This is a genomic window from Erwinia psidii (assembly GCF_003846135.1).
Classification (GTDB): domain Bacteria; phylum Pseudomonadota; class Gammaproteobacteria; order Enterobacterales; family Enterobacteriaceae; genus Erwinia; species Erwinia psidii.
In genome coordinates this window covers 165111-190720 of record NZ_RHHM01000003.1, presented here as the reverse complement: position 1 = coordinate 190720, position 25610 = coordinate 165111, and the positions used below count along the sequence as shown (strand labels likewise).

The window sequence follows — 25610 nt, the reverse complement described above, 5'->3', positions numbered from 1 at the left end:
ACTCCATCGACCTGTCACGATGGACTGAATTATTATGTTACAGAATAAAATACCGCGCATGGCTCTTGTTTCCTTTCTGGCCGCTACCGCACTGTCAGTTATTCCCGCACAGGCTAACATTGTCGCCTCGGTCAAGCCGCTGGGTTTTATTGCCGCTGCGATTGCCGATGGCGTAACGCCGGTGGATGTATTACTGCCTGATGGTGCGTCTGAACATGATTATTCTCTGCGTCCATCCGATCTTAAACGCTTGCGTAGCGCGGATCTTGTGCTGTGGGTCGGGCCTGAAATGGAGGCCTTTATGCCAAAGGCGGTGGCGCAACTTCCTGCAAAAAAATCGGTTCAGATTGCCAGTTTGCCCACGGTAAAACCGCTGTTACTCCGTGGTCAGGATGATGATGATCACGAGCATGAAGCGGCGGTATCGGGAGGTGGAGAAACTGCCGAACATCATCATCATGGCGAATATAATATGCATCTGTGGATGTCGCCGGATATCGCCATGCAATCTGCGGTTGCAATCCATGAAAAATTATTGGAACTTATGCCGCAGAGCAGAGACAAACTTGACGCGAACCTGCGACATTTTGAGGCAGAATTGGCCAGCGCCGATTCGCAAATAGGGACTCAGCTTGCACCGGTTAAAGGAAAGGGTTATTTCGTTTTTCACGATGCCTACACCTATTTTGAAAAACATTTTGGTTTGACCCCCACAGGGCATTTTACCGTTAACCCGGAGATCCAGCCCGGTGCGCAGCGTCTACATCAGATTCGAACACAGTTGGTTGAGCAAAAGGCCGTTTGTGTCTTTGCTGAACCACAATTCAGGCCAGCCGTTATAGATGCCGTTGCCAGAGGAACCACAGTGCGTTCAGGAACGCTGGATCCTCTGGGAATCAACATCACTGTCAGCAAAGACAGCTACGTGAAATTCCTCTCACAGCTGTCGAGCCAGTATACAAGCTGCCTGAAAGGAGCCTAGAGGAATAAAAAGTGCAGCAGATCGCCCGCGCTGTCGCCATAGCGTTTAATACATTGCCGCGAGCCCACCGTATTATGCTGGGTTTGTTGAGCGTAACCACACTGGCCGTCTCCGTCTGGCGGCCCTACGTCTATCATCCTTCCGCTGTTGCTGAAAATCCTGTGGTGAAAAATATTGAGCTTGATGGTAAGCAGCTGAGATCGTTGCTGCCTGATGCCAGTGAACCGCTCGATCAGGAGACCGCATCACCTGATGACGATGTGCCACAGGATGAAATCGATCAGGATGTGCCAGTTGAAACCGGCACCCATGATTATGTCGTCTCGTCAGGCGACACGCTGAGCAGCATTCTGAGTCAATATGGCATCGATTTGGGCGTTATCCATCAGCTTGCGAAAGTGGATAGTGACCTGCGTAATCTGAATGTTGGCCAGCAACTCTCCTGGACGCTGACCAGCGATGGCCAGTTGCAGCGACTCAGCTGGGAGGTGTCCCGTCGGGAAACCCGAACCTATGATCGTTCTGGCGATACCTTCAAATCCTCATCTGAAATCCAGTCAGGGGAATGGAGTAACAGCGTACTTTCCGGCACGGTTAACGGTAGCTTTGTTAACAGCGCCAAAGAGGCGGGTCTGACCAGTGGTGAAATCAGTGCGGTGATCAAAGCGCTGCAATGGCAGATGGATTTTCGTAAATTACGCAGCGGTGACAAATTTGTGGTGCTGATGTCCCGTGAAATGTTGGGCGGCAAGAGCCAGCAAAGCCAGCTGGCAGGGGTACGACTGCATTCCGGTGGCAAGGACTATTATGCGATCCGTGCCGAAGACGGCAAATTCTACGATCGCAATGGTTCCGGGCTGGCACAGGGCTTTATGCGCTTCCCAACCACCCGCCAGTATCGCGTCTCCTCAGAGTTTAATCCGCGTCGCCTTAATCCGGTTACCGGACGTATTGCCCCACATAAAGGTGTTGATTTTGCCCTGCCGTTAGGCACTCCCGTTCTGGCTATTGGCGATGGCGAAGTTATCGTTGCCAAACGCAGCGGCGCTGCCGGCAATTACGTCACTATCCGCCATGGCCGCCAGTATATGACGCGTTACATGCACATGAAGAAACTGCTGGTCAGTCCGGGTGATAAAGTTAAACGTGGTGATCGTATCGGTTTGTCCGGTAGCACCGGACGATCTACCGGCCCACACCTGCATTTTGAAATCTGGATCAATAACCAGGCGGTTAATCCATTAACTGCCAGACTGCCGCGCATGGAGGGGCTGAGTGGAAAAGAACGTACCGCCTTTATGGCTCAGGTACGTCAGGTGCTGCCGCAATTGCACTTTAAATAGCCCTGTGCGTGGTGTTTTTGTCAGCCGGTGGGTGCTCCCGCCGGCTTTTTTATTATATTGCGCGGCAGGACTGGCATTGCAAAATCGTGCGCCAGCACTATCATTAGCCGGTTATTGTTTGAGGCGAGTGCATGGATAACAGCAAAAAAAGTAATACTGAATTTATTCCCGTTTTTCAGCCGTCTTTTCTTATGCCGCGCTACTGGGGAAACTGGCTTACCATTGGAGCCTGTGCCGCGATGGCATGGCTTCCTGTGAGCGTTCGCGATCCGGTGCTTGGTGCTATGGGACGCTTTGTCGGCAGGGTGGCTAAAAGCGCGCGACGACGCGCACAGATCAACCTGTTTTACTGCATGCCGGAACTACCTGAAGCAGAACGGGAAAACATCATCGACCAGATGTTTGCCACTGCACCGCAGTCACTGGTGATGATGGGCGAACTGGCGTTGCGGCCAGCACGTGCCCGCCAACGTATTACCTGGCATAACAGGGAAATTATCGACAACCTGCAGGCGACTGAGCAGAACGTGATTTTTCTTGTGCCACATGGCTGGGCGGTAGATATCCCGGCGATGCTGCTGGCATCTGAGGGCCAGAAGATGGCGGCGATGTTCCACAATCAGCGTAATCCGCTAATGGATTATGTCTGGAATGCACTCCGCCGACGTTTTGGCGGCCGCATGCATGCCAGAAAGGATGGAATTAAACCCTTTATCAGCTCAATACGTCAGGGGTACTGGGGCTACTATCTGCCGGATCAGGATCATGGCGCAAAGCAGAGTGAGTTTGTGGATTTTTTTGCCACTTATAAAGCCACCTTACCGGCAGTGGGGCGGCTGATGAGAGTCTGCCGTGCCAGAGTGGTACCCCTGTTCCCGGTTTATAATGGCAAAACCCACCGGCTGGATGTGTATCTTCGCCAGCCGATGGATGATTTGCTTGATGCGGATGACCACAGGCTGGCGCGCCGTATGAACGAGGAAGTGGAAAACTTTGTCCGGCCAAACCCAGAGCAGTATACCTGGATACTCAAGGTGCTGAAAACGCGTAAGGAGGGTGAAACTGAACCCTACAGACGTGAGGATCTGTATCGCAGGAAGTGACGTTGGCAAGGTGGGGGGCGGAATAAAGGTTCCGCCCGTCATTTATTCGGTGGGATGGATTGTCGTGCGACGCTTTCTCTCTTCTAAAAAAGCCCGTAACAGCCAGAACCACAACAGACCACACAGCAGATTTACCGCGCTGAACCAGCCGCTGCCTCCCCTGAAATAACCTGCTTTTGCCAGTTCGATGCCGATGGCGAAGATAATGATGCTCAACATACCGAGCATCGCCGCCACGCTACCCTTACCCGCTTCGCTGGAAAACAGCGTCAGCCGATACAGACCGGCACTGACCAGCCCGGTACCAAAACCATACAGACTCAGCCCGGCGGTCAGCCACAGATAGCTTTGAGGATCCACGGCGGTGCAGACTGCTGCAAGTATCAGCCCACCGAGTACCGGCCAGGCCGCGATCCGCATCGGCTGTTCGAGGGGCAAACGTCCGGCGAGGTACCCCATCGTCAGATTACCGGCGATCATCGCTAAAAATACCGGCAGTTGCAGCAGGGCGTAGGTCATTTTGCTCAGCCCTGCGTCATGAATAAGAATAACCGGTGACAGTGCTACCCAGGCGAGACAGGGCACTGACACCAGCCCAAGGGCGATGGACCCACGCACTATCTGGCGTTCAGCTAGCAGTTTAGCGTAGCCTTTACCCAGAGATTTCAGCGAGACAGAAGTGGTTCTGTCGCCGGAGGTTTCCGGCATGGTAAACCACAGCCCGGACAACGCCACCGCGGAAATGGCACCAAACAGCCAGAACATACTGCGCCAGTCGCTGACTGACAGAAACGCGGCACCGGCCAGTGGGCCTGCCAACGGAGCCAGCAGGGCAATGTTAGCCATCAACGCCATTATCTTTATACTCAGCGCTTCATCAAAGGCTTCCTGAATGGCGGCATAACCCACCGCAGCAATAAAACAGAGACTCACTCCCTGTAAGAACCGCATCAGGATAAATTGCTCGATGTTCTGTACCCAGTGGGTGGCAAAACAGGTCAGCATAAAGAAAGTGACGCCGGCGAGCATCACCGGGCGGCGGCCAAGCTTGTCAGAAAGCGGCCCCAGCAGCCATTGCAGTACAATGCCGCCGATCAGATAGGCGGTAAGCGAGGCGGAAACCCACTCCGGCCCAACGTTAAACTCACTGGTTACCAGCAGCATTCCCGGCTGGATCATATCGTGGGCGATATAGGTGGCGAACTCAAAAAGCACGAGGGAAAAAGGAAAAATCAGATGGCGGCGTGTCAGCACCGACACCGGAATAAATGAGGCCATGCAAGCTCCTTCCAGCAATAATAATAAAAAACGCGGTCACCGGAGCGACCGCGTCAACATACACCAGTTTTATACTGATTCAATGTTCTTTTTACCGCAACGCGGCAATCGGATTGACCAACGTTCCGGCAAATTTAAGGTTTTCTGCCGGGTCTGACAGGTTGATCATCTGCTGGTTATTAGCCAGTTGCAAACGGTTCAGGCACGAACGGGGAAACTCAGCGGTAAAAAGATCGTAACGGGCAAATTTGCTCGCCAGCTGAGGATGCGCCTGTTGATACTCCTTCACGCAGTCAGCCACGGCCTGCCAGAACTGTTCTTCTGGCAGGGTGCCGGACTGGTCGAGGATCGCGCTGATAAAACGGAAGATACAGTCAAACACGTCGGTGAACACTGACAGCAGCTTGAGATCTTCCGGTACATCCACCGCCAGACGCTGCACTTTCTCAGGCAGGATCGCATCCGGGTTCATCACCGCAATTTCTTCACCAATATCTTTCATCCAGGCGGCGACCGGTACATTGTTTTCCAGTTGCAGGATCAGGTTTTCGCCGTGTGGCATAAACACCAGGTCATGCTGATAAAAACAGTGTAGCAACGGGCTAAGGTAGCAGGTGAGATAGCGTTTTATCCACTCGCGAGCCTCAAGGCCTGAATCGGCAATCAGGGCAGGCAGCAGCGGTTTCTGATACTGATCAACGTGCAGGAAAGCGGCCATGGTCATCAGACGCTGGCCGGGTTGCAACTGTACAACCGGGTTATCACGCCACAGCGCGGCAAACATTTTTTTCCAGGCAGAGTCACCGGTAATAGCACGCTCATAATAGCGGTTGTGGTAGCCAACCGCCGCCACTTCACGCAGGATACGGAAGTCGCAGCGCTGCAACCAGGCGTCTTTTGCCACCAACGTCTGGAGCCATTCATTGATCGCTGGGGTCGTCGCCATATAGTACGGTGAAAGACCGCGCATAAAGCCCATATTCAGTACGGACAGGGCGGTTTTCACATAGCGCTTATCAGGATGGCTGCGGTTGAAGAAGGTGCGGATTGACTGCTGAGCCTGATATTGATCGTCGCCCGCGCCAAGATAAATAATATCGCGATTGGCAATATCTGGTGCAAAAACGGTCAGCAACTTATTCTGCCACTGCCAGGGATGAACTGGCATAAACAGATAGTCGTCCGGTGAAACGCCCTGTTGTGACAGCAGGCTGTTAAAGGCGTCCATCGTTGCCTGTCCCAGCTCATCGCGCATCAGCAGTTCGTAGTCCAGATCGCTGAGGCTGGAAAAATGGGCATTACGCAGGTGTACCGCCACCCATACCAGATTAACCGGCGTGGCGGCTTCCGGTGCATAGGCCAGATAATCGCGGGCGTCAAAACCAATGCGACCATTGTTAGCCACAAAGCACGGATGGCCTTCGGTCATTGCCGCTTCAACGGTCTGGAAGTCGGCGTTGACCAGCGCGTTACTGTCCGGGTTGTTTTTCTGTAACTTAAATACGCTACTGCACAGGGTACTGGTGATCTCTTCCATATACACCGCCAGCAGATTCTGTGGGATGCCGATTTGCTGATTAAACTCGACGATAAACTGAAGCGCATCCAGCGTCAGTGGGTGGCCATTTTCCTGTTTGATCAGCGAGTTTGCATCAATTTCCCAGTGATCCAGCGCCAGTCGGCGTGCGGTAAACTGGTAGTCCGCCTCGCCCGCGGGTACGGCAACCGAGTAACGATCGTTACCCAGTGCGGAGGGGGTGATAATCAGTTCGTGGGCAAATTCGGCAAGTGCTTTGCGGATCAACATCCGGTTGGCCTGTGCCCAGTTATCACCGGAGAGATGGCTGCCGGTAAGCAAAGTATGGCTACTGTTCATGGTCAACGTTTCCTGCATCAGAGAGTGTTGGTAATCTTCGCGCTGGCAGAAAGCCAACCACGCGATTTTATGTCCCATATCAATGGTGTACTGGTAACGAAAACCGGCACGTTTGTTTAATGGGTGAATTTTGTTGTTGCGAATATCCGGCTCGACCACCACCCGCTGCACCTCAGGCAGGCTGAACATGTAATCCATTACCACGGTAAATACCTGCCAGCTAAACTGCTTAACAGGCTTACTGGCCGGGGCAATCAGAATATGCATACCGTAATCGCCGTCCTGTGCCGGGTAAAATTTGCCGACCTCATCCTGGCCTGCCTGATAAAACTCCATCAGAAACACCGGCCTGTCATCGCAGCAGCCGATCAGCGCGGCCTGTGGATTGCCTGCGGTCAGTGTCTGGTAGAAGGAGGCCACCTGCTCAAGGCTGTCGTGCTGCATTCCCCAAAAGCGCGCGTAGTCTTGCGTCACCCAGCCGTGAATTAAGGGAGCATCGCCGGGCTGCATTGGGCGGAGAGTAAAATGCCCTGCCGGGCGTGAGGTGCTGAATAAAGGCGGCTGTGTCATTTCAACGCTCCGTTTGTGCCGGGAAAGTTTGGAAAGCGATTTGGCGTTCAATGGGATACACCTCCCGTCCCGCCAGTTCGCGCAGCAATACGGAATTACGGTAGCAGGCCATCCCCAGATCCGGGGTGACGAAACCATGAGTGTGCAGCTCAGCGTTCTGCACAAAGACCTGGTTATGATGGTCAATGCTGTAGTTACGCTGCACGTCATAACGGCCTTTTTCATCCCAACGCAGGCGTCGGGCGATGCCTTCGATAAACATCGGGGGCTGATAATGATAACCGGTCGCCATTATCAGTCCCTCGGTACGCCGGGTGAAATCCTGTCCCTGTTCCTGCTGATGAAGAAACAGTTCAAGCTCACCGTCGGCTGTGCGGCGCATATCGCAGAGTTCAGCATGGGTGAACAGATTAACGTTCAACTCGCCATCAAGACGTTTGATGTACATCAGATCGTAGATATCGTTAATCAGACTGCTGTTAATTCCCTTATAGAGATTTTTATGACGGGCATTGAGTTCATCACGTTTCGCCGCAGGCAGATCGTGGAAATAGTCAATCCATTCTGGTGACGTCATCTCCAGCGTCAGCTTGGTGTATTCCAGCGGATAGAAACGGGGTGCACGGGTGATCCAGTTGAGCTGGTAGTCGTACTTATCAATATCGCTCAACAGATCGTAATAGATCTCGGCAGCACTCTGACCGCTGCCAAGCACGGTGATCGACTTTTTCTGTTGCAGCGCGGCCTTATCGACCAGGTATTCACTGGAGTGCGTCAGACGGTCGCGATGTGGACGACTGCACGCAGGCATCCAGGCCTGCGGACCGGTTCCTAATACCAGCTGGCGGGCATACCACTGTTGAGTGCTGCCGCTGACGGTATCAACGGTCCGCACGCTGTAGCACTGTTCGTTCTCGTCGAAGCTAACGTAGTCAACACGAGTGTTCCAACGCAGATTACTCAGCCTGGCCGCTGCCCACTGGCAATACTGGTTATACTCTTTACGCATCAGGAAAAAATCCTCCCGGATATAGAAAGAGTATAGTTTTCCTCGCTGTTTCATATAGTTGAGCAGGCTGTAAGGGCTGGTTGGATCGGCCAGCGTCACCAGATCGGCCATAAAGGGCGTTTGCAAATGCGCGCTTTCCAGCATCATTCCGGTGTGCCAGTCAAAGCCGGGATTTTGGTCAAGGAATACGCCGTTGAGATTTTCCACCGGCTCACTCAGGCAGGCCAGCCCCAGGTTAAATGGACCGATACCAATGCCGATAAAATCATAGATTGTTTTCATAGCATCTCTCACTGGTTTGCCGAACTGAATGTTGCAGCGCGTAGCTGCTCGCGTCCGTAATGCACAATCAGTGCAATGACGTCTTCAAGATCCGCCACAGTGGTGATGGGATTCAGCAGGGTGAATTTCAGATACTGACGACCGTTCACTTTGGTACCCGCGATAACCGCATTGCCGGAGCGGAAAAGTGACTTGCGAATGGCGGCATTGATCCCGTCAACGGCGGCATCGCTCATGCCGGGACGTGGGACATAGCGGAAAATCTGGGTGGTCAGTTCCGGCGCGTGCAGCACTTCAATCGAGGGATGTGCCGACAGTAACTGGTGTGCGCTCTGAGTCAGGGCCATGATCGCGTCGAAAGCCTCTCCCAGCGCCGCCGGCCCCATAACGCGCAGCGTCAGCCACATTTTCAGGGCGTCAAAGCGACGGGTGGTCTGAATACTTTTATTAACCAGATTCGGTGTGCCTTCCTGCTGGGCGCTCAGCGGGTTGAGATAATCCGCATGATGTGTCACATGGCCCAGATGTTGTTTGTCGCGGACAAAGAATGCGCCGCAACTGACCGTCTGGAAGAAGGACTTGTGATAATCCACCGTGACTGAATCGGCCAGTTCAATGCCTTTCAGACGCTGACGGTGCTGCTCTGAAACCAGCAGACCACAGCCATAAGCAGCGTCAACGTGCATCCACAGGCCGTAGTGCTGGCAAAGACGGGCAACTTCCTGAAGGGGATCGATACTGCCAAAATCCGTGGTGCCGCTGGTGGCGACAACTGCAATCGGGATCAACCCTTGCTGGTGGCAGCGCTGAATTTCCTGCTCCAGCAAGGTGGCATCCATACGGAAATGCTCATCGTAATCCACCGGGACCACCGCGTCGTAACCAAGACCGAGGATTGCCATTGATTTCTGAATGCTGAAGTGACTTAACCGCGAGGTAAACACCCGCCATTTGGCCGCATCCTGAGGCAGACCACGGTGCTTAATCAGATGCCCTGGATGATGTGCGGCACACCAGCTGTCACGCGCCAGTAACATTGCCATCAGATTGGACTGTGTGCCACCGCTGGTAAAAATGCCATCTGCCGTCTCTGGCAGTCCAATGCGGCTCAGTGTCCAGTCCGTCACCTTCTGTTCAATCAGGGTGCCTCCCGCGCTCTGATCCCAGGTATCCACAGAACTGTTAACCGCCGCCATGATCTGTTCAGCCATCAGGGAGGGGAGCACCACCGGACAGTTGAGGTGAGCCACATATTTAGGATGATGGAACCACACCGCATCACGCAAATATAACGCTTTCAGTTCTTCCAGTGCAGCCTGATTGCAGCCAAGCGGTACGTCCAGATCGACCCCGGAAAACTGCGGCGCCAGCTCATGGGGCAGAATACCGCTGAATGGCTTTTCAACACCCTTCAGGGTGTTGTCAAGAAGTGCCATAACATCCTGAGTTTGCTGGTTCCACGCGGCCAACTGCCGATCGTTGAAAATATACCGCTGATGGCCGCAGGTATCCGGGACAGGATGCAGCTGTTGCACTGGCTGAGTTTGCGTACGTAAAACCATAATGTGTTCCTTATTGAAGACGTGAAAAGCCCTGCCGCCCGAGTCAATGACAGCGTGTGACGCCTGACGGCGCGTCGTCAGTTCAGTTTTGTTAATTTATTGTTGAGGTGATTTACTGTGCATTTCGCATATTGAGTGGGTGTATTGGCTTACTTAAGCTAAAAAACCCGTTTTTTGTATGGTTTTAATACCTTTTTGGATGCTTTACTAATGAGAATGGGATTATAAATGCTAATCATTATCATTCAATAGGATTGTTGTGACAAATTTGTTATAAGTGTTGTTAATGATAAAAACGTGATCTGGATCACAATTATGAGGGGCGGCTAAAATCTCGTTTTGTGGGTATCATTACCGGTCTGTAATGGCGGTGCCGGCAAAACGGCCCGATGAAAAATCCTGGTTATTGACCCTGTAACCATTAAGGAAATAAAACATAATCTGCTACTGGAAGTAGTCTGGTGCTGTGGCATTACCAATACTGTTAGCCAGGACGTCGTTTTAAAATGTCAGAAGCTAATGCGGGAAAAGAAGCTTACAGAGAGACAGGCATATTGACAAAATCACCTGATATTCAGCCAGTTGAATTAATCGCACCGGGCGGTCTTTTTGATGAAGATACCCTCTCAGCTCTCAGCTCTCAGCTCTCAGCTCTCAGCTCTCAGCTCTCAGCTCTCAGCTCTCAGCTCTCAGTACCGCAAGTCATGGCCTGTCTGAAGGTAAGGGCGGCAATAAGGCTGTCTGGCAATTTTCCCTGTTTCGGGAAACACAAATCACGGGGGCATTATGTCGGGCCAGGGAAGATGATGCAGATATCGCAGGTGTGAATGCCGGAATGACAGGTAATTAACAGAAAAGCAGTAAGCTGAAGATAAGTCCTTGCCGCCTGATGATGTGTGAGGAGCGGAATTTTAGCCTCCGCACCAACCGCCTCTGCTAAAAAGACGGATTAATGACTACTGTGAACAAGGTTATATAATTTCGTAAATGGTAGGATTATTTAAAATTATTTTTTTCAAAAGTGATTCATAATTTTTACAGGATTATGATTTAAGAAAAATTTATAAACAACTGATATAACGTACATGGTTTGCATCTCTGGCTGAAAGATGGGATATATTGATTGCCTTATGCAAAGGCAGGTGATGTTAAATTATATGGGGATTCTTTTTAATGACTTTCAGAAAAATTTTTCCGACTGAATTAAACGAGGTTTCCGTTGCAAATGCTAACACTAACTATGAAGGGGTGTATAGCAGAGGCAGCACAGCAAGCGCTGGACGAACGGGGTGGAATCGAAATGATGTGGATATTTATGCAGACGTTGACTCTCAATGCATCAGTGATATTGCAACAGGCATAATGAATGGTGCCAAAGATGGGCCATGGGGGGCGGTAAAGTCATGCACCGAGGGGCATAATAATAATGGGGGAGGCGGTAGCGTGTCACCGGGGCAATGTACGTGGTAAAAATTTCAAAAAAATCCCTTAACTTCGGAAAATTACTGGTCATTATCGTGAGTTCAAATATATCACTTTCATTATTAAAAAGTGCTGGGATTTGGCATGGTGATGCATGGTCTTTCCTTCCTCAGAAACCAGCCCGGCTTATTATTGGCTGCATAACAATCTGTGCGATATATGGTGTGTTGAGAAAAATATTCCTTCACTATTTTAGCGTTAAAGATACTGAAAAAGCTGAATAGCAGAAGCCACATAAAAACCTATATGAGGCCATAAAATTGGCCTTTTCCATTACCCGTTTGCAAAATCCGGCCCATGAGCGATCCCGGTTCCAGGCCCTGTAACCATTAAGGGAATAAAACCTGGCCTGCTGGAAGTGGTTTGGGTGAATATCTGTCAGCCCGGCCGTCGTTGCAGAATGTCAGAAGCTAATGCGGGAAAAGAAGCTTACAGAGAGACAGGAATATGGACTGAACCAGTTGATTAACTGCAGTGCGCGATCTTTTTGATCAAGATACTCTTTCAGCTTTTACTACCGGAAGTCATGGTCTGTCTGGAAAGGAAGGACGGAGTAAGGCTGTCCGGCAATTTCCCTGTTTCAGGAAACACCCATGGCGGGGTAATGATTTCGGGCCAGGGGAAGATGATGCAGATACCGCAGTTATGAAGGCCGAAATAACAGGAAAATACCTGATTAGCAGAAAAACAGTAAGCGGAAGAAAGCAGAAAAGCGATACCGCCGGAGAGAGTGACAGCACGGAAACCATAAAACAGGGTAGGGTAGTGGCTTATCGCCATCCTGACGGATGGCGATATTTGCATCAGTTTGCAGTTAGCTTAAGGCTTATTCAACACGCAGAACACGACTGGTATTGGTGGTGCCAGTGGTACTCATCACGTCGCCCTGGGTGACAATAACCAGATCGCCTGACATCAGAAACCCTTTGTCACGCAGCAGGTTTACGGCATCGTGAGCCGCAGCCACACCATCGTTATTACTGTCAAAATAAACCGGCGTCACCCCGCGGTATAGCGCGGTAAGATTCAGCGTGCGTTCATGGCGGGACATGGCAAAAATCGGCAGGCCAGAGGTGATCCGGGAAGTCATCAACGCGGTGCGGCCCGACTCGGTCATGGTGATAATCGCGGTCACGCCTTGCAGATGGTTGGCGGCGTACATTGCTGACATCGCAATGGCTTCTTCAATGTTGTCGAACTGCACATCCAGACGGTGTTTGGAAACGTTGATACTGGGAATTTTTTCTGCACCCAGGCATACCTTCGCCATCGCAGTCACCGTCTCCGCAGGATACTGCCCGGCGGCCGTTTCGGCGGAGAGCATTACTGCGTCGGTGCCATCCAGCACGGCGTTGGCCACGTCCATCACTTCGGCCCGCGTTGGCATCGGATTAGTGATCATTGACTCCATCATCTGGGTTGCGGTGATCACCGAACGGTTTAACTGACGCGCCCTGCGGATCAGCGCTTTCTGAATCCCCACCAGCTCAGGATCGCCAATCTCCACGCCCAGATCGCCCCTCGCCACCATCACCACGTCAGAAGCCAGAATAATATCGTCCATCGCTTCCTGGGTGGCAACGGCTTCAGCCCGTTCCACCTTGGAAACAATTTTTGCTTCACAACCGGCTTCACGCGCCAGGCGTCGCGCATAGTTAAGATCTTCACCGCAGCGTGGGAAAGAGACGGCCAGATAGTCACAGTTAATTTTGGCGGCGGTAAGAATGTCGGCCTTGTCTTTCTCTGTCAGCGCTTCGGCAGACAGCCCACCGCCCAGCTTGTTAATCCCTTTATTGTTGGACAGCGGACCGCCGACGGTCACTTCGGTAAACACTTTCATATCCTCAACGTCCAGCACTTTAAGCTGTACGCGGCCATCATCCAGTAACAGAATATCGCCCGGGACCACGTCAGCGGGCAGGCCTTTGTAATCAATCCCGACCTTATCCTTATCACCTTCGCCTTTAGCCAGGCTGGCATCCAGCAGGAAACGATCCCCTACGCTCAGAAACACTTTGCCTTCTTTGAAGGTGGACACGCGGATCTTTGGTCCCTGAAGATCGCCCAGGATGGCAACATGTCGGCCAAGTTTCGCCGCTATACTGCGCACGCTGTTGGCACGCAGCATGTGATCTTCCGGGGTACCATGAGAGAAGTTAAGACGGACAACGTTGGCTCCGGCCGCGATGATTTTTTCGAGGTTATTATCACGATCGGTTGCCGGACCTAAGGTCGTGACGATCTTGGTTCTTCTGAGACGTCTGGACATGTATGACTCCGTTGACTTTGAAAAGGGGTAATGCCGGAGCAATCCCTGTAAATGTTCAGTAATTTTATAATATGCTGGCTGTGTCTGTTGGCCTGACGAACTGGACACTTCAGTAACTCAGGCCGGATTGGTCGCACCGACAGATCTTCCTTATCAAATCGTGACCCCTCAGTGCGCTTTTGACTCGCATCAGATTATCGCGGAATCTTGCATCGCGCCGCAGGATAAAGCCTGTGGCAAGTACGTCGGTCAGCGTTAGCTGGGCCAGACGCGACACCATTGGCATACAGACATCAGTGTCTGTCGCCACATCGACATTCAGTGTCAGCGTCGCTTCACGCGCCAGCAGCGAATCTGGCGAGGTAATCGCCAGCACCGTGGCGTTATTTTCCCGTGCAAGTTGTGCCAGTTCGACTAAATTTTTAGTGCGTCCGGTACAGGAAATAAGCGCGACGACATCGCCCTGTGCACTGTTTATACAATACATCCGCTGCATCACAATATCATCGGAACTGATGACCGGTACATGAAAGCGAAAAAATTTATTCATCGCATCTTGTGCAACGGTGGCTGAGGCACCGAGGCCAAAAGAGGCAATCTTTTTTGCCGCGGTCAGCAGGTCCACCGCGTGGTTGATGGCACCACTGTCCAGACGACTGCGGACACAATCCAGACCGGCCATTGGCGATTCGAATATCTTGCCTGCGAAGGCCTCCACGTTGTCGTCTTCTTTGATATCGCGGTTGACCCAAGGGCAGAGCGCCAGTGGCGACGCTTTGTGCCCGCTGTAATTTAAAATGCGGGAAACCTTTACCCGGTAAGTAATGGCAGGAAAGACTGACGCCGGCTTCACGAGCCAGCAGAGCGATACTGGTATGAATGATGGCATCAGGGGCGGCAAGAACCGCCTCGGCCGCTTTCCGCTCGGATTTACCCAGGTTTTCCAGCTGAGACCGGATTTTTTCCAGCATTTTCGTAATGGCATCCACTGATACATTCTGGCGATTTCAATCAAAGGAGAAATCGATGTCGTTTTGTAGAGAATATACAAGCGCTGATAGCAGAGGGCCGGTCGGCTTCGCCGGCTTTTTTTTACCAGAGTTTGAACTGTGTCTGATTTTCAGCGCGGCAAATAAAAGCATAAAAAGTTGAAAAATTACGCACCCGCTGTCCACACGGCCAGGTAATTTTTATACAACCATGTTTACCTGTGCGGGAATGGCGTGCGTCGGTTTACGTGGACCGGGCAAAAGCAGTACATTGTACTGAAACAAAATTACAATAAGAGCCTGAATGTTACGGATTTGGCAGGTCAGGCTTATCCTGCAACGAGGAGAATATAATGGCGGTTACACAAATGGCCCAGGCATGCGATCTGGTTATTTTCGGTGCCAAAGGCGATCTTGCTCGCCGGAAACTGTTGCCTTCCCTGTATCAGTTAGAGAAAGCCGGCCAGATTCATGAAGAGTCGCGTATCATCGGCGTGGGACGCGCGGACTGGGATAAAGCAGCCTGGACCAAGATTGTGCGCGAAGCACTGGAAACTTTCATGAAGGATAAGATTGATGAAGTGCTTTGGGACAAGCTGAGTAGCCGGCTCGATTTCTGTAACCTCGACGTCAACGATACCGGTCACTTTACCAAACTCGGTAAAATGCTGGACCAGAAACAGCGCGTTACCATCAACTATTTTGCCATGCCGCCTGGCACATTTGGCGCTATCTGTAAGGGGCTGGGGACGGCCAAACTGAACGCACAGCCTGCCCGCGTGGTGATGGAGAAACCGCTGGGCACCTCGCTGGAAACCTCTCAGGAGATCAACGACCAGGTCGGTGAATACTTTGAAGAGAATCAGGTATTCCGCATCGATCATTATCTGGGTAAAGAGACGGTACTGAATCTGCTGGCATTGCGTTTTGCCAATTCGCTGTTTGCATCAAACTGGGATAACCGGACCATTGACCATGTTCAGATCACCGTGGCGGAAGAGGTTGGTATCGAAGGTCGCTGGGGCTATTTTGACAAAGCCGGTCAGATGAGAGACATGATCCAGAACCACCTGTTGCAGGTGCTGACCATGATTGCCATGTCACCGCCCGCCGATCTGTCTGCTGACCGCATTCGTGATGAAAAAGTAAAGGTACTGCGTTCGTTACGTCGTATTGACCATTCCAACGTGCGGGATAAAACGGTACGCGGCCAGTACACGGCGGGATTTGTGCAGGGCAAAAAAGTTCCCGGCTATCTGGAAGAAGAAGACGCTAATAAATCCAGTAACACGGAAACCTTCGTTTCGATCCGGGTGGATATTGACGACTGGCGCTGGGCAGGGGTGCCATTCTATCTGCGCACCGGTAAACGTCTGCCAACCAAAAGCTCCGAAGTGGTGGTTTATTTCAAAAACCCGGCCCTGAATCTGTTTAAAGATTCCTGGCAGGAGCTACCGCAGAACAAGCTGACCATTCGTCTTCAGCCAGATGAAGGTGTGGAAATTCAGATCCTCAATAAGGTGCCGGGGCTGGATCATAAACATAATCTGCAAACCACTAAGCTGGATTTGAGCTTCTCTGAAACCTTCAATCAGTCTCACCTTGCCGATGCCTACGAACGTCTGTTGCTGGAAACCATGCGTGGCATTCAGGCTTTGTTTGTGCGTCGTGACGAAGTGGAAGAAGCGTGGAAATGGGTGGACTCAATTATGGAAGCGTGGGCGGCGGATAATGAAGCGCCCAAGCCTTATCAGGCTGGCACATGGGGGCCGGTGGCCTCTGTTGCGATGATCACCCGCGATGGTCGTTCATGGAATGAATTTGAATGACCCTGCACCATCTGTTTGCAGGCCCTCCGGGCTGTAACGGGTGGTAAAAAACCACTTCCCATCTTGTTGTGATCACCATCAGCGGAGAGTGTCTGTGCACGCTCTCCGCCCTCCTTTGTTTGAAACATCAGGACAGGCCGTGGCGTTTTGATGCCGACTGCCATTTTTCCCGGCGCGATGTGCGCCGCTGTTTTCTGAAATGGCATGCTGTCGATTGCTGCAATATGCGTCAGCAATACGGCAATACAGCATCGCTCTGGCGAATTAGCGCACTGAAACACCATGCATCGCCTGGCGGATTGTTCACCGTTAGTCTGAGGTATTTTTGCAGGAGGCAGTAGTGCCGGGGAGATATAATCGCCCGATACTGATGTGACGGTGTTTATGGCGTATTAATCATCCGTAAAATACCCGTCTGATACCTCAGGCCTGCCTGAATGAATTATTGCCCAAAGGAGCGGTCATCGTTGCCGATCCGTGCGGCAATTTCAGACTGCCATTTCATCAAACTCCACAGTGACATTGCCAGTCCCTGCCACCGGCCTTATTCAGCCTGAGTCATAGATTTAATTTAAATGAACCGCTGTTTTAAAAAATAAAAAGACACATGGACGTGCGCCGTTATTATCCTGTAGAGTGGTGACCCGTCACCTCAGGGAAGCAATGTGTGCCACTTTTTTCAACCATTGCAGTGATGGCAAACAGACTGGCCAGACAGGAGAAGCAGGTCGATGAGTAACTGGAAAATAAGTGCGGAACAGATCCTGACCACCGGGCCGATTGTGCCGGTGATTGTCGTAAACCGGCTGGAACACGCGGTGCCTATGGCGAGGGCGCTGGTGGCTGGCGGTGTGAAAGTGCTGGAAGTCACGCTGCGCACCCCCTGTGCGATGGAGGCAATAAAAGCAATCATCAATGCGGTGCCTGAGGCCATTGTCGGAGCAGGTACCGTGGTCAACGCCGGACAATTGCAAGCGGTAACGGATGCAGGCGTGCAGTTTGCCATCAGTCCCGGCCTTACGGAACCGCTACTGAAGGCCGCCGTTGCCGGTTCAGTACCGTTAATCCCCGGTATCAGTACGGTATCAGAACTGATGACCGGTATGGATTATGGGCTGCATGAGTTTAAATTTTTCCCGGCGGAAGCCAATGGTGGCGTAAAGTCGTTGCAGGCCATTGCGGGTCCGTTCCCGCAGGTACGTTTCTGCCCGACCGGGGGAATTTCCCCCGCTAACTACCGTGACTATCTGGCGCTGAAAAGTGTGCTCTGTATTGGCGGATCCTGGCTGGTTCCTGCTGACGCACTGGAAGCTGGTGAGTACGAGCGCATCACCCGTCTGGCGAAAGAGGCAGTTGCTGGTGCGGGCTGAGCGATGATCCGGCGTGGTGCGGCGGTACGTACATCCGCGTAAAAGATAAAAAGGATGGAATACAGCCATCCTTTTTGGCTGATGCGGTCGGTAATATTATCCGCTAATGGATACCCCTGCCGCGCAATGAATAGCGCGCTCAACCGCCTCACTTACCGTGTCACCCGTTGCCAGCGCCACGCCAAGACGACGCCTGCCGAGTATTTCAGGCTTGCCAAACAGGCGCAGCTGCAGCCCGGCACCCAGCACCTCATCCAGCCGGGCAAAGCGAACGTTGTCGCTCTTAAGCTCGGGCAGGATCACTGCCGACGCTGACGGGCCGTACTGGCGGATCCCTCCAACCGGCAGACCAAGGAACGCGCGAACATGCAGGGCAAACTCTGACAAATCCTGCGAAATAAGCGTTACCATACCGGTATCGTGTGGGCGCGGAGAGACTTCGCTGAATATCACCTCATCGCCGCTAACGAACAGCTCAACGCCAAACAGACCATGACCACCCAGCGCGCTTACCACACGTTTTGCTATAGCCTGTGCACGTTGCAGAGCGAGGTCGCTCATCTGCTGAGGCTGCCAGGATTCCCGATAGTCGCCATCTTCCTGGCGGTGGCCAATGGGGGCGCAAAAATGAATGCCATCCACTGCGCTGACCGTCAGCAGAGTGATCTCAAAATCAAATGTCACCACACCTTCCACGATCACCCGGCCAGCGCCGGCACGCCCTCCCTGTTGCGCATAGCGCCAGGCCGCATCCAGCTGTGATATCTCACGGATAAAACTCTGTCCTTTACCGGATGAACTCATCACTGGTTTAACGATGCACGGGAATCCGGTTTCCTTCACCGCCTGGCGGAAAGTCTGCTCATCGTCCGCAAAGCAGTAGGTTGAGGTAGGCAGCATCAGCTCTTCAGCGGCCAGCCGACGAATGCCTTCCCGGTTCATGGTCAGACGAGCGGCACGGGCGGTGGGTATCACCCGCTGTCCCTGATTTTCCAGCTCGATCAGCATATCGGTGGCGATAGCTTCAATTTCCGGCACGATGTAATCAGGGCGTTCCAGTGCCACCAGTGCTTTTAAGGCTTCACCATCCAGCATATTGACGATATGGCTGCGGTGTGCAACATGCATCGCAGGCGCATCGGCGTAGCGATCCACCGCGATCACTTCCACCCCTAATCGCTGGCACTCCAGCGCCACTTCTTTGCCAAGTTCACCCGAACCTAACAGCATTACACGAGTCGCGGCGGGTCGCAGTGCAGTACCAATAGTTGTCATAATGTCTACCTGATTGGATGGAAAAACGCGTGCAGTATAAAAGAAAACGATTGCGTATACATCTGCTTTACAGGCTTGAGAACAGAAATTATCGCTGCTATACTGTATAAAAATACAGTTAAATTGAGGTGGGTACGATGGCTGTTGAAATCAAATATGTTGTGGTCAGAAAAGGTGATGAAAAAATGACTTTCGCCAGTAAAAAAGAAGCGGATGCTTACGACAAAATGTTGGACATGGCGGAAGTTTTCTCCGACTGGCTTTGCGCGGCGCCTCTGACAATAGATGAAGAACAGCGTGAGGCGTTGGGACTGTTCCTTGCAGAAAATAAAGATGTGCTTCAGCATATTCTGCGTACCAGCAGACAGCCGGAATTGACGGCGCATCCGGCAGAAGAAAGTGAAGCCGAGACCGTGGAGGAAAGTCAACCACTGTCCGACGCAGAGGAGCATAGCGAAACCGGGCAGGAAGTTGCCCGTCCGGCAAAAAAACTCCGGGCGAACAAAGCGGCCTGAGCCTGCCAGCTGAACGTAACATGGCAGGTCTGTCACCCACGACGAACGTCACTCGACAGACACCCTTCGGCACAGGCAGTTATTACTCAGATGGGTTGTGACCTTGCCCTGCTCCAACACGATTTCAGTGCCGACATGGCTTCTTTTGCCACGTCGGCAGCGGGCCGACGCTGGAGATTATCGTTAAACACCTCCAGTCCCAGTGGTCCGCAGTAACCTTTTGCGTCCAGATAATCCAGCAGGGTATGCAGTGGAAAAATACCCTCTCCTGGCAACAGTCGCTCGTGACGTGCGGTGGCCACCAACGCCTTCTCAGGTGGCAGTTCTGAGAGGTCGGAAAGCTGAACCAAAAAAATTTTATCTACCGGGATCCCGGCCAGATCCTCCACGCCACGCTTGCGGACAAAGATGTGAAAGGCATCCACCACCAGCCCCAGATTTGGCTGGTCAATACGCTTTACCATTCGCCAGGCGGCGGCAGTGTCACTGATATGGGTGCTCCAGGCCATCGCTTCCAGCGCTACCCTCAGCCCGCGCTTTGCGGCTTCTTTTACCAGCCAGCGAATGTCGTCCTCTTCACGCTCTGCAATGCAGTCATCTGCGGTTGAGGCAGGGGTTAATAAGGTGCTGGCACCTAACGCAACCGCAGTGTCGAGCATCAACAGGGCTTCCCTGCGCTTACTTTGCCGTGATTTAACCGGCGCACCATCAAAATCCAGCAACACCTGATAATCCGTCAGGGTCAGATTTTCTTCATCAAGCAGCCCGGCAACTCCGGCGGCATTGAGCTTTGCCGCCTGCACATCCTGCCGCCATAGCTCAATCTGGCTGAAGCCTGCCTGTGCGGCTGCCTGAATTTTCTCTTCAGGCGTTCCCCCTAAAATAACCGTATTGATAAATAGCGGATTGTCAGTAAAGCGCATTGTTTTCCTCTGAGGCGTTCTGGTGGTGAATCACTGTGGTGAAAGACGGGAAGCGGCTGGATATGTTCAGGGCCAGCAGATATAACCGGGTCAAAATACATTGGGTAATTGTTATCGTGCAAAGTATAGTGGCCTTTTGTTATTGGTAAATTTTCACCGATTTTTTCGGTTTTTTTCCTGACTTGACGCTTTCTGACACGGGGCGCTCTACCCTGTGGTTTTCTGTTATTGAAAGGAAATACGATGTCTGACTGGCTGAAACAAATTCAAAATGTGTTGGGCAACAGTAAGCAGGGAGAAAGTGGTGCAGGGGGATTAAGTAAAATGCTGGCACCCGGTGCGCTTGGCGGGCTGGCCGGTTTACTGATTGCCAGTAAGTCTTCGCGTAATTTGCTGAGTAAGTACGGTAAAAATGCCTTAATGATTGGCGGCAGTGCGGCTGCCGGAGCGCTTCTGTGGAATAAATACAGGCAGCGCCTTGGTGAAGCACACCGCGGCCAGCCAGAGTATGGTCAGCAATATTCTTCCGCGCAACGCCGTGCAGAACGTCTGGTGCAGGCGCTGGTTTTCGCTGCCAAAAGCGATGGGCATATTGATAATGATGAAAGGCAGGCGATCGATCGGCATATTCAGCAGGCAGGTCTGGGTGCTGAAGGAGAACGGTTAATTCAGCAGGCGATTGAAATGCCGCTGGACCCGCATAAGCTGGCTGGGGACGTCAGTAACGAGGAAGAAGCGTTGGAGATCTGGTTCCTCAGTAATCTGGTCATCGATGTTGATCATTTTATGGAGTGTAGCTACCTCGGGGCGCTGGGCGATGCATTAAATATCCCCGGCGATGTGCGTGAAAGTATTGCCAACGATATTCAAACTGAGAAGCAAAAACTGTCTGTCTGAGCATAAGGTGGGGGCTGTGCCCCCATCTGTCTGATTATTCGGCAGAGAAACCCGCCTGTCGGCTGACATTTGCTGGCTCAACTGCCACACTAATCAGACCTAACTGATTCAGCAGGCACCAGTAATGATAAAGCCACCAATGGCCAGAAAAATTCCCTTCAGCATGACCCTTCATGGTGAAACCCGCTGCGATGATTACTACTGGCTGCGCGACGACCAGCGTGAAAATCCGGCGGTACTTGATTATCTTAATGCTGAAAATGAATACGGTAGTCAGATGATGGCACCGCATCTGGCATTACAGCAGGAAGTGCTGAAGGAAATTATTGAGCGCATCCCGCAACGTGAGTTTTCCGTCCCTTACGTCCGTAAAGGCTGGCGTTATCAGAGTCGTTATGAGGAGGGCAAAGAGTACACAATTTATACCCGCCAGCCAGAAAATACCGCGACGCCGGAACAGTGGGAAACCCTGCTGGACTGTAATCAGCGTGCGGCAGACGCTGATTTTTATACTCTCGGCGGGATCGGCGTCAGCCCGGATAATCAGCTGCTTGCGGTAGCTGAAGATTACCGGTCACGTCGCCAGTACAGCATCCGTTTCTGCAACCTGCTTACCGGCGACTGGTACCCGGAAGTGCTGGAAAACGTCTCTTCCGGTTTTACCTGGGGCAGCGACAGCAGCACCTTCTATTATGTGCTGAAAGACAGGAAAACCCTGCTACCCTGGCAGGTGTGGCGTCACCGACCCGGCACGTCCACGCAGGACGATGAGCTGGTGTATCAGGAGCAGGATGACACCTTTTATGTCAGCCTGTCCAAAACCACCTCTGAAGCGTTTGTGCTGATTGGTCTGAACAGCACCACCACCAGCGAAATTTTGTTGCTGGATGCGCACTCTGCCGACGCTAAACCGCAAATGTTTTGCCCCCGTCGAAAAGATCATGAGTACACGCTGGACCACTATCAGCAGCATTTTTACGTTCGTTCCAACCGTGAGGGAAAGAATTTTGCTCTCTACCGCAGCGATGTTGCAGACGAGGAGGGCTGGCAAACCCTTATCCCGGCACGCACGCCCGTTTTGCTGGAAGATTTCAGCCTGTTTCGTGACTGGCTGGTTGTGCAGGAGCGGGAACTTGGCCAGACCCGGCTGCGCCAGATCTGCCGGAAAACCGGCAGTGATACGGTGATTGCTTTTGACGATCCGGCCTGTGTGACCTGGCTCTCTTACAATCCCACGCCTGAGACAGGCCGTTTGCGCTATGGCTATTCCTCAATGACCACACCTGACACACTGTTTGAGCTGGATATGGACAGCGGCGACAGGCAAATCCTCAAGCAGACGGAAGTAAAGGGCTTCAACGCCAGTAAATATTGCAGTGAACGACTGTGGATCACCGTGCGTGACGGGGTTGAAGTGCCGGTATCGCTGGTTTATCACCGTGAGCATTACCGGCCGGGCAAAAACCCCATGCTGGTATATGGTTATGGCGCTTATGGCAGCAGTATGGATGCCGACTTCAGCGCAAGCCGTCTGAGTTTGCTGGACCGGGGGTTTGTCTTTGCGCTGGCGCATATTCGCGGCGGCGGTGAACTGGGCCAACAGTGGTATGAGGATGGTAAGCTTCTCAATAAAATGAATACGTTTTACGATTTTATTGATGTTACCGATGCCCTGGTGAAACAGGGGTATGGCGATCCGCAGAAGCTGTATGCGATGGGCGGCAGTGCCGGAGGGCTGTTGATGGGCGCGGTGGTAAATATGGCGCCATCCTGTTTTCACGGCATTGTGGCACAGGTACCGTTCGTGGACGTGCTGACCACCATGCTCGATGAGTCAATCCCGTTGACCACCGGGGAGTATGATGAATGGGGTAATCCTGCAGACGAGCAGTTCTACCGTTATATCCGCCAGTACAGTCCCTGTGATTGCATCACGGCGCAACCTTACCCGCATATGCTGGTGACCACCGGGCTGCATGACTCTCAGGTACAATACTGGGAGCCGGCGAAGTGGGTGGCTAAACTGCGTGATGTCAAAACGGATGATAATCTTTTAATTCTCAAAACGGATATGGATTCCGGGCACGGAGGAAAGTCAGGCCGATTCACATTTTATGAGGGTGTGGCGGAAGAATTTACCTTCCTGATTGCGCTGGCGCAGCGGACAGGTGGCTGAGGGATAATGGCAAAGAACTGCCGCATGCGGGTTCTAAAGGCAGCACGTCTGGTGCTGCCTGTCGGTCGTTATGCCGCGTTTAAGGGAGAGCCGGTGCGCGATGTCAGTCGGCTGACAGTGCCCGTTCCAGGGCACCACGCAGACCGGCTTTCAGATCAGGAATGTTTTTCAGCATCCATTTCAGATAGCCGGGATCGCGCTTAGCCACCTCATCGATTTTACTGCCGCGGTATTTACCAAACGGGAAGGTCGCATCGGAACCGCGCGACTGCATCCTTCTGACCATCTCTGGCGCATCCCAGCCGGAAAACGCCATAATGCGGATAAGAAGTGACGCTGTCACATAACAGTCATACAAAGCACGGTGAGCATGCAGACCGGGCGGCGTGGTAACGTCAAGCTGCAGGAATTTACGCAATGCCTGATTGCCATATTTTTGGCCAGGCCACAGGCCTTTTGCCAGCGTCATGGTACAAATCCATTCGCCAGGCATCTCCGGTAACATTCTGCGGTCAAAACTGGCGTTATGAGCAACGTAATAAGCGCTGCCGTGATAGCGACTGATGGCCTGTTCGATGGTTGGTTTTCCCGCCACCATTGACTCCGTAATACGGTGGATAGCCATCGCCTGTGCGCTGATTGGGCGGTCCGGGCAAATCAGATCGCTCATCGGATTGCCGATCCTGCCATCAATTACATCCACTGAGGCTACTTCGACAATCCCGCCGTGCAGGCCACAGGTTTCAGTATCAATTACACGCAACATAATATTTCCCTGTCCGCCACTATGGATTAGCGTAATAAATGCGTTTCACCCTGCCAACCTTTCTCCGTGCGTCTGGCAATCACCAGTGCTTCGCCACGGCCACCGACGACGACCTGCTGCCCGCGATCGTTCCAGATTGCGCTTTTACCTGCACTGTTATAACCACCCGTCGGCAGGGCATGATTGGCCATCAGCACCGCCATATTATAATCTGCAGACCAGCGTGCCAGACAGTCAAAACCCTTTTGATAGCTTTTCTCTGACATCAGAACGCCGGTGGCATAAAGATTTGCTCCGCGCTCCGCGGCGTCCTTTGCATATTCTTTCACGCTGATATCCGCACATACCGCCAGCGCGATATGATGTTGCTGATAACCAAACAGCGGCACGCCTGTGCCAGGCTGAAAAAAAAGATTCTCATCGCCAGAAAGATGGCGTTTGCCATAGGCCATACGGGTGCCTTCAGCAAGAAACGCCAGAGCGCAAATCAGGACGTGATCGCCATCGCGCAATGGCAGACCAATCACAATGGTCATCTGATGCTGGCTGGCGGCAGTGGAAAAAGGCTCCAGCCTGGGATCGTCCATTTTCATTGATAATTGCTGGCTGAGTGCCAGCTCATATCCGGTCAGTGATAATTCGGGGAAGACCAGGACGTTGACCTGATGTTCAGCAGCCTGATGAATAAATTCAAGATGTCGCGATATGTTCCAGTCGATATCTCCAGGCCGCGATCCTGACTGTGCCGCAGCAACACTCCAGACGGACATAACTTCTCCTGCAAGGCTGATTCAGAATCCGTATCTCATCCTAAGCACAACGGAAATTCAAGGAAATAACACGAGTATTAAATGCTATTTTTGTTTTGGCTCATAAGGCAGGCGGGAAAAATTCAGGGAGCTTTGGCGATAATGTGCCAGCCGCTGGTGGAACCAGTCACGTAGCGCTTCCGGCTGCTCACGTTCAACCGCTTCTGCGATGACGGGCATATTATAACGCTCTTTGAAGGCGATGCTGGCAGCCGCCAGATCGACATTGACTTTATCTTTTTCTTCCTGGGATAACCGGGCAAGGTTGTAATTCATTCGTTCCTCCTGATGCCGGAGGCCAACAT

At 52.3% G+C, this 25610-nt stretch carries 22 protein-coding genes and 1 pseudogene; 11 read left to right on the top strand and 12 right to left on the bottom strand.

What is annotated here, in order from left to right; translation table 11 throughout:
* Nucleotides 1-34: 34 nt before the first annotated feature.
* The 3 genes from znuA to lpxM all read left to right on the top strand — a co-directional run bounded on the left by znuA (nucleotide 35) and on the right by lpxM (nucleotide 3428).
* A complete protein-coding gene (gene znuA, locus EB241_RS05470; protein WP_124232202.1) occupies nucleotides 35-982 on the top strand; it encodes a zinc ABC transporter substrate-binding protein ZnuA in 948 nt (315 codons plus the stop codon).
* Between the two features lie 11 nt (nucleotides 983-993).
* Nucleotides 994-2325 carry a murein DD-endopeptidase MepM gene (mepM, locus tag EB241_RS05465; protein ID WP_124232201.1) on the top strand — a complete coding sequence of 444 codons (1332 nt, stop codon included), beginning with the start codon at nucleotides 994-996 and terminating at the stop codon, nucleotides 2323-2325.
* Between the two features lie 131 nt (nucleotides 2326-2456).
* Complete coding sequence (gene lpxM / locus EB241_RS05460) at nucleotides 2457-3428, top strand: lauroyl-Kdo(2)-lipid IV(A) myristoyltransferase (protein ID WP_124232200.1); 972 nt, start codon at nucleotides 2457-2459, stop codon at nucleotides 3426-3428.
* Between the two features lie 42 nt (nucleotides 3429-3470).
* Here lpxM and EB241_RS05455 read toward each other — a convergent pair whose 3' ends face one another.
* The 4 genes from EB241_RS05455 to EB241_RS05440 all read right to left on the bottom strand — a co-directional run bounded on the left by EB241_RS05455 (nucleotide 3471) and on the right by EB241_RS05440 (nucleotide 10005).
* Nucleotides 3471-4706, bottom strand: coding sequence for an MFS transporter (locus EB241_RS05455; RefSeq protein WP_124232199.1), 1236 nt, complete (start codon nucleotides 4704-4706; stop codon nucleotides 3471-3473).
* Between the two features lie 91 nt (nucleotides 4707-4797).
* Nucleotides 4798-7152: a GNAT family N-acetyltransferase gene (locus EB241_RS05450; protein WP_124232198.1), complete on the bottom strand. Its 2355-nt coding sequence runs from the start codon at nucleotides 7150-7152 to the stop codon at nucleotides 4798-4800.
* Nucleotide 7153: 1 nt separating this feature from the next.
* Complete coding sequence (locus EB241_RS05445) at nucleotides 7154-8443, bottom strand: lysine N(6)-hydroxylase/L-ornithine N(5)-oxygenase family protein (protein WP_124232197.1); 1290 nt, start codon at nucleotides 8441-8443, stop codon at nucleotides 7154-7156.
* Between the two features lie 8 nt (nucleotides 8444-8451).
* Complete coding sequence (locus EB241_RS05440; protein WP_124232196.1) at nucleotides 8452-10005, bottom strand: pyridoxal phosphate-dependent decarboxylase family protein; 1554 nt, start codon at nucleotides 10003-10005, stop codon at nucleotides 8452-8454.
* Between the two features lie 506 nt (nucleotides 10006-10511).
* Between EB241_RS05440 and EB241_RS20830 the strand changes: the two genes are divergently transcribed.
* The 3 genes from EB241_RS20830 (at nucleotide 10512) to EB241_RS05435 (ending at nucleotide 11711) form a co-directional block, all read left to right on the top strand.
* Entirely contained in the window at nucleotides 10512-10832 is a 321-nt protein-coding gene (locus EB241_RS20830; protein ID WP_158612379.1) for a hypothetical protein, read from the top strand.
* Nucleotides 10833-11230: 398 nt separating this feature from the next.
* Nucleotides 11231-11368: a hypothetical protein gene (locus tag EB241_RS20825; RefSeq protein ID WP_158612378.1), complete on the top strand. Its 138-nt coding sequence runs from the start codon at nucleotides 11231-11233 to the stop codon at nucleotides 11366-11368.
* Nucleotides 11369-11468: 100 nt separating this feature from the next.
* Nucleotides 11469-11711 carry a hypothetical protein gene (locus tag EB241_RS05435; protein ID WP_124232195.1) on the top strand — a complete coding sequence of 81 codons (243 nt, stop codon included), beginning with the start codon at nucleotides 11469-11471 and terminating at the stop codon, nucleotides 11709-11711.
* Between the two features lie 280 nt (nucleotides 11712-11991).
* Here EB241_RS05435 and EB241_RS05430 read toward each other — a convergent pair whose 3' ends face one another.
* From EB241_RS05430 to hexR, 3 genes and pseudogenes are all read right to left on the bottom strand, one after another.
* Nucleotides 11992-12291 carry a hypothetical protein gene (locus EB241_RS05430; protein WP_124232194.1) on the bottom strand — a complete coding sequence of 100 codons (300 nt, stop codon included), beginning with the start codon at nucleotides 12289-12291 and terminating at the stop codon, nucleotides 11992-11994.
* A 22-nt stretch (nucleotides 12292-12313) separates the two neighbouring features.
* A complete protein-coding gene (gene pyk / locus EB241_RS05425) occupies nucleotides 12314-13756 on the bottom strand; it encodes a pyruvate kinase (protein ID WP_124232193.1) in 1443 nt (480 codons plus the stop codon).
* 146 nt (nucleotides 13757-13902) lie between these two features.
* Nucleotides 13903-14727 (bottom strand): annotated as a pseudogene (hexR, locus tag EB241_RS05420) (transcriptional regulator HexR); the annotation flags it as partial.
* A 371-nt stretch (nucleotides 14728-15098) separates the two neighbouring features.
* Between hexR and zwf the strand changes: the two are divergent.
* Both zwf and EB241_RS05410 read left to right on the top strand, forming a co-directional pair.
* Complete coding sequence (gene zwf / locus EB241_RS05415; protein WP_124232192.1) at nucleotides 15099-16574, top strand: glucose-6-phosphate dehydrogenase; 1476 nt, start codon at nucleotides 15099-15101, stop codon at nucleotides 16572-16574.
* A gap of 731 nt (nucleotides 16575-17305) precedes the next feature.
* Nucleotides 17306-17944 (top strand): bifunctional 4-hydroxy-2-oxoglutarate aldolase/2-dehydro-3-deoxy-phosphogluconate aldolase, encoded by a 639-nt coding sequence (locus tag EB241_RS05410; RefSeq protein WP_124232191.1) that lies wholly within the window; start codon nucleotides 17306-17308, stop codon nucleotides 17942-17944.
* A gap of 96 nt (nucleotides 17945-18040) precedes the next feature.
* Here the strand turns inward: EB241_RS05410 and purT are convergent, their stop codons facing one another.
* On the bottom strand, nucleotides 18041-19219 hold the full coding sequence (purT, locus tag EB241_RS05405) for a formate-dependent phosphoribosylglycinamide formyltransferase (protein ID WP_124232190.1): 1179 nt from the start codon (nucleotides 19217-19219) through the stop codon (nucleotides 18041-18043).
* Between the two features lie 137 nt (nucleotides 19220-19356).
* Between purT and EB241_RS05400 the strand changes: the two genes are divergently transcribed.
* Nucleotides 19357-19734 (top strand): YebG family protein, encoded by a 378-nt coding sequence (locus EB241_RS05400; protein WP_124232189.1) that lies wholly within the window; start codon nucleotides 19357-19359, stop codon nucleotides 19732-19734.
* An 86-nt stretch (nucleotides 19735-19820) separates the two neighbouring features.
* Here the strand turns inward: EB241_RS05400 and EB241_RS05395 are convergent, their stop codons facing one another.
* Entirely contained in the window at nucleotides 19821-20657 is an 837-nt protein-coding gene (locus tag EB241_RS05395; protein WP_124232188.1) for a sugar phosphate isomerase/epimerase family protein, read from the bottom strand.
* A 243-nt stretch (nucleotides 20658-20900) separates the two neighbouring features.
* On the opposite strand from EB241_RS05395, the gene EB241_RS05390 reads away from it, so the two are divergent.
* Both EB241_RS05390 and EB241_RS05385 read left to right on the top strand, forming a co-directional pair.
* Nucleotides 20901-21554 (top strand): tellurite resistance TerB family protein, encoded by a 654-nt coding sequence (locus EB241_RS05390; RefSeq protein WP_124232187.1) that lies wholly within the window; start codon nucleotides 20901-20903, stop codon nucleotides 21552-21554.
* A gap of 127 nt (nucleotides 21555-21681) precedes the next feature.
* Nucleotides 21682-23730 (top strand): S9 family peptidase, encoded by a 2049-nt coding sequence (locus tag EB241_RS05385; RefSeq protein WP_124232331.1) that lies wholly within the window; start codon nucleotides 21682-21684, stop codon nucleotides 23728-23730.
* 103 nt (nucleotides 23731-23833) lie between these two features.
* Here EB241_RS05385 and exoX read toward each other — a convergent pair whose 3' ends face one another.
* The 3 genes from exoX to EB241_RS05370 all read right to left on the bottom strand — a co-directional run bounded on the left by exoX (nucleotide 23834) and on the right by EB241_RS05370 (nucleotide 25581).
* On the bottom strand, nucleotides 23834-24496 hold the full coding sequence (gene exoX / locus EB241_RS05380) for an exodeoxyribonuclease X (protein WP_124232186.1): 663 nt from the start codon (nucleotides 24494-24496) through the stop codon (nucleotides 23834-23836).
* A gap of 26 nt (nucleotides 24497-24522) precedes the next feature.
* Complete coding sequence (locus tag EB241_RS05375; RefSeq protein WP_124232185.1) at nucleotides 24523-25266, bottom strand: carbon-nitrogen hydrolase family protein; 744 nt, start codon at nucleotides 25264-25266, stop codon at nucleotides 24523-24525.
* An 84-nt stretch (nucleotides 25267-25350) separates the two neighbouring features.
* Nucleotides 25351-25581: a DNA polymerase III subunit theta gene (locus tag EB241_RS05370; protein ID WP_124232184.1), complete on the bottom strand. Its 231-nt coding sequence runs from the start codon at nucleotides 25579-25581 to the stop codon at nucleotides 25351-25353.
* Between the last annotated feature and the right edge of the window lie 29 nt (nucleotides 25582-25610).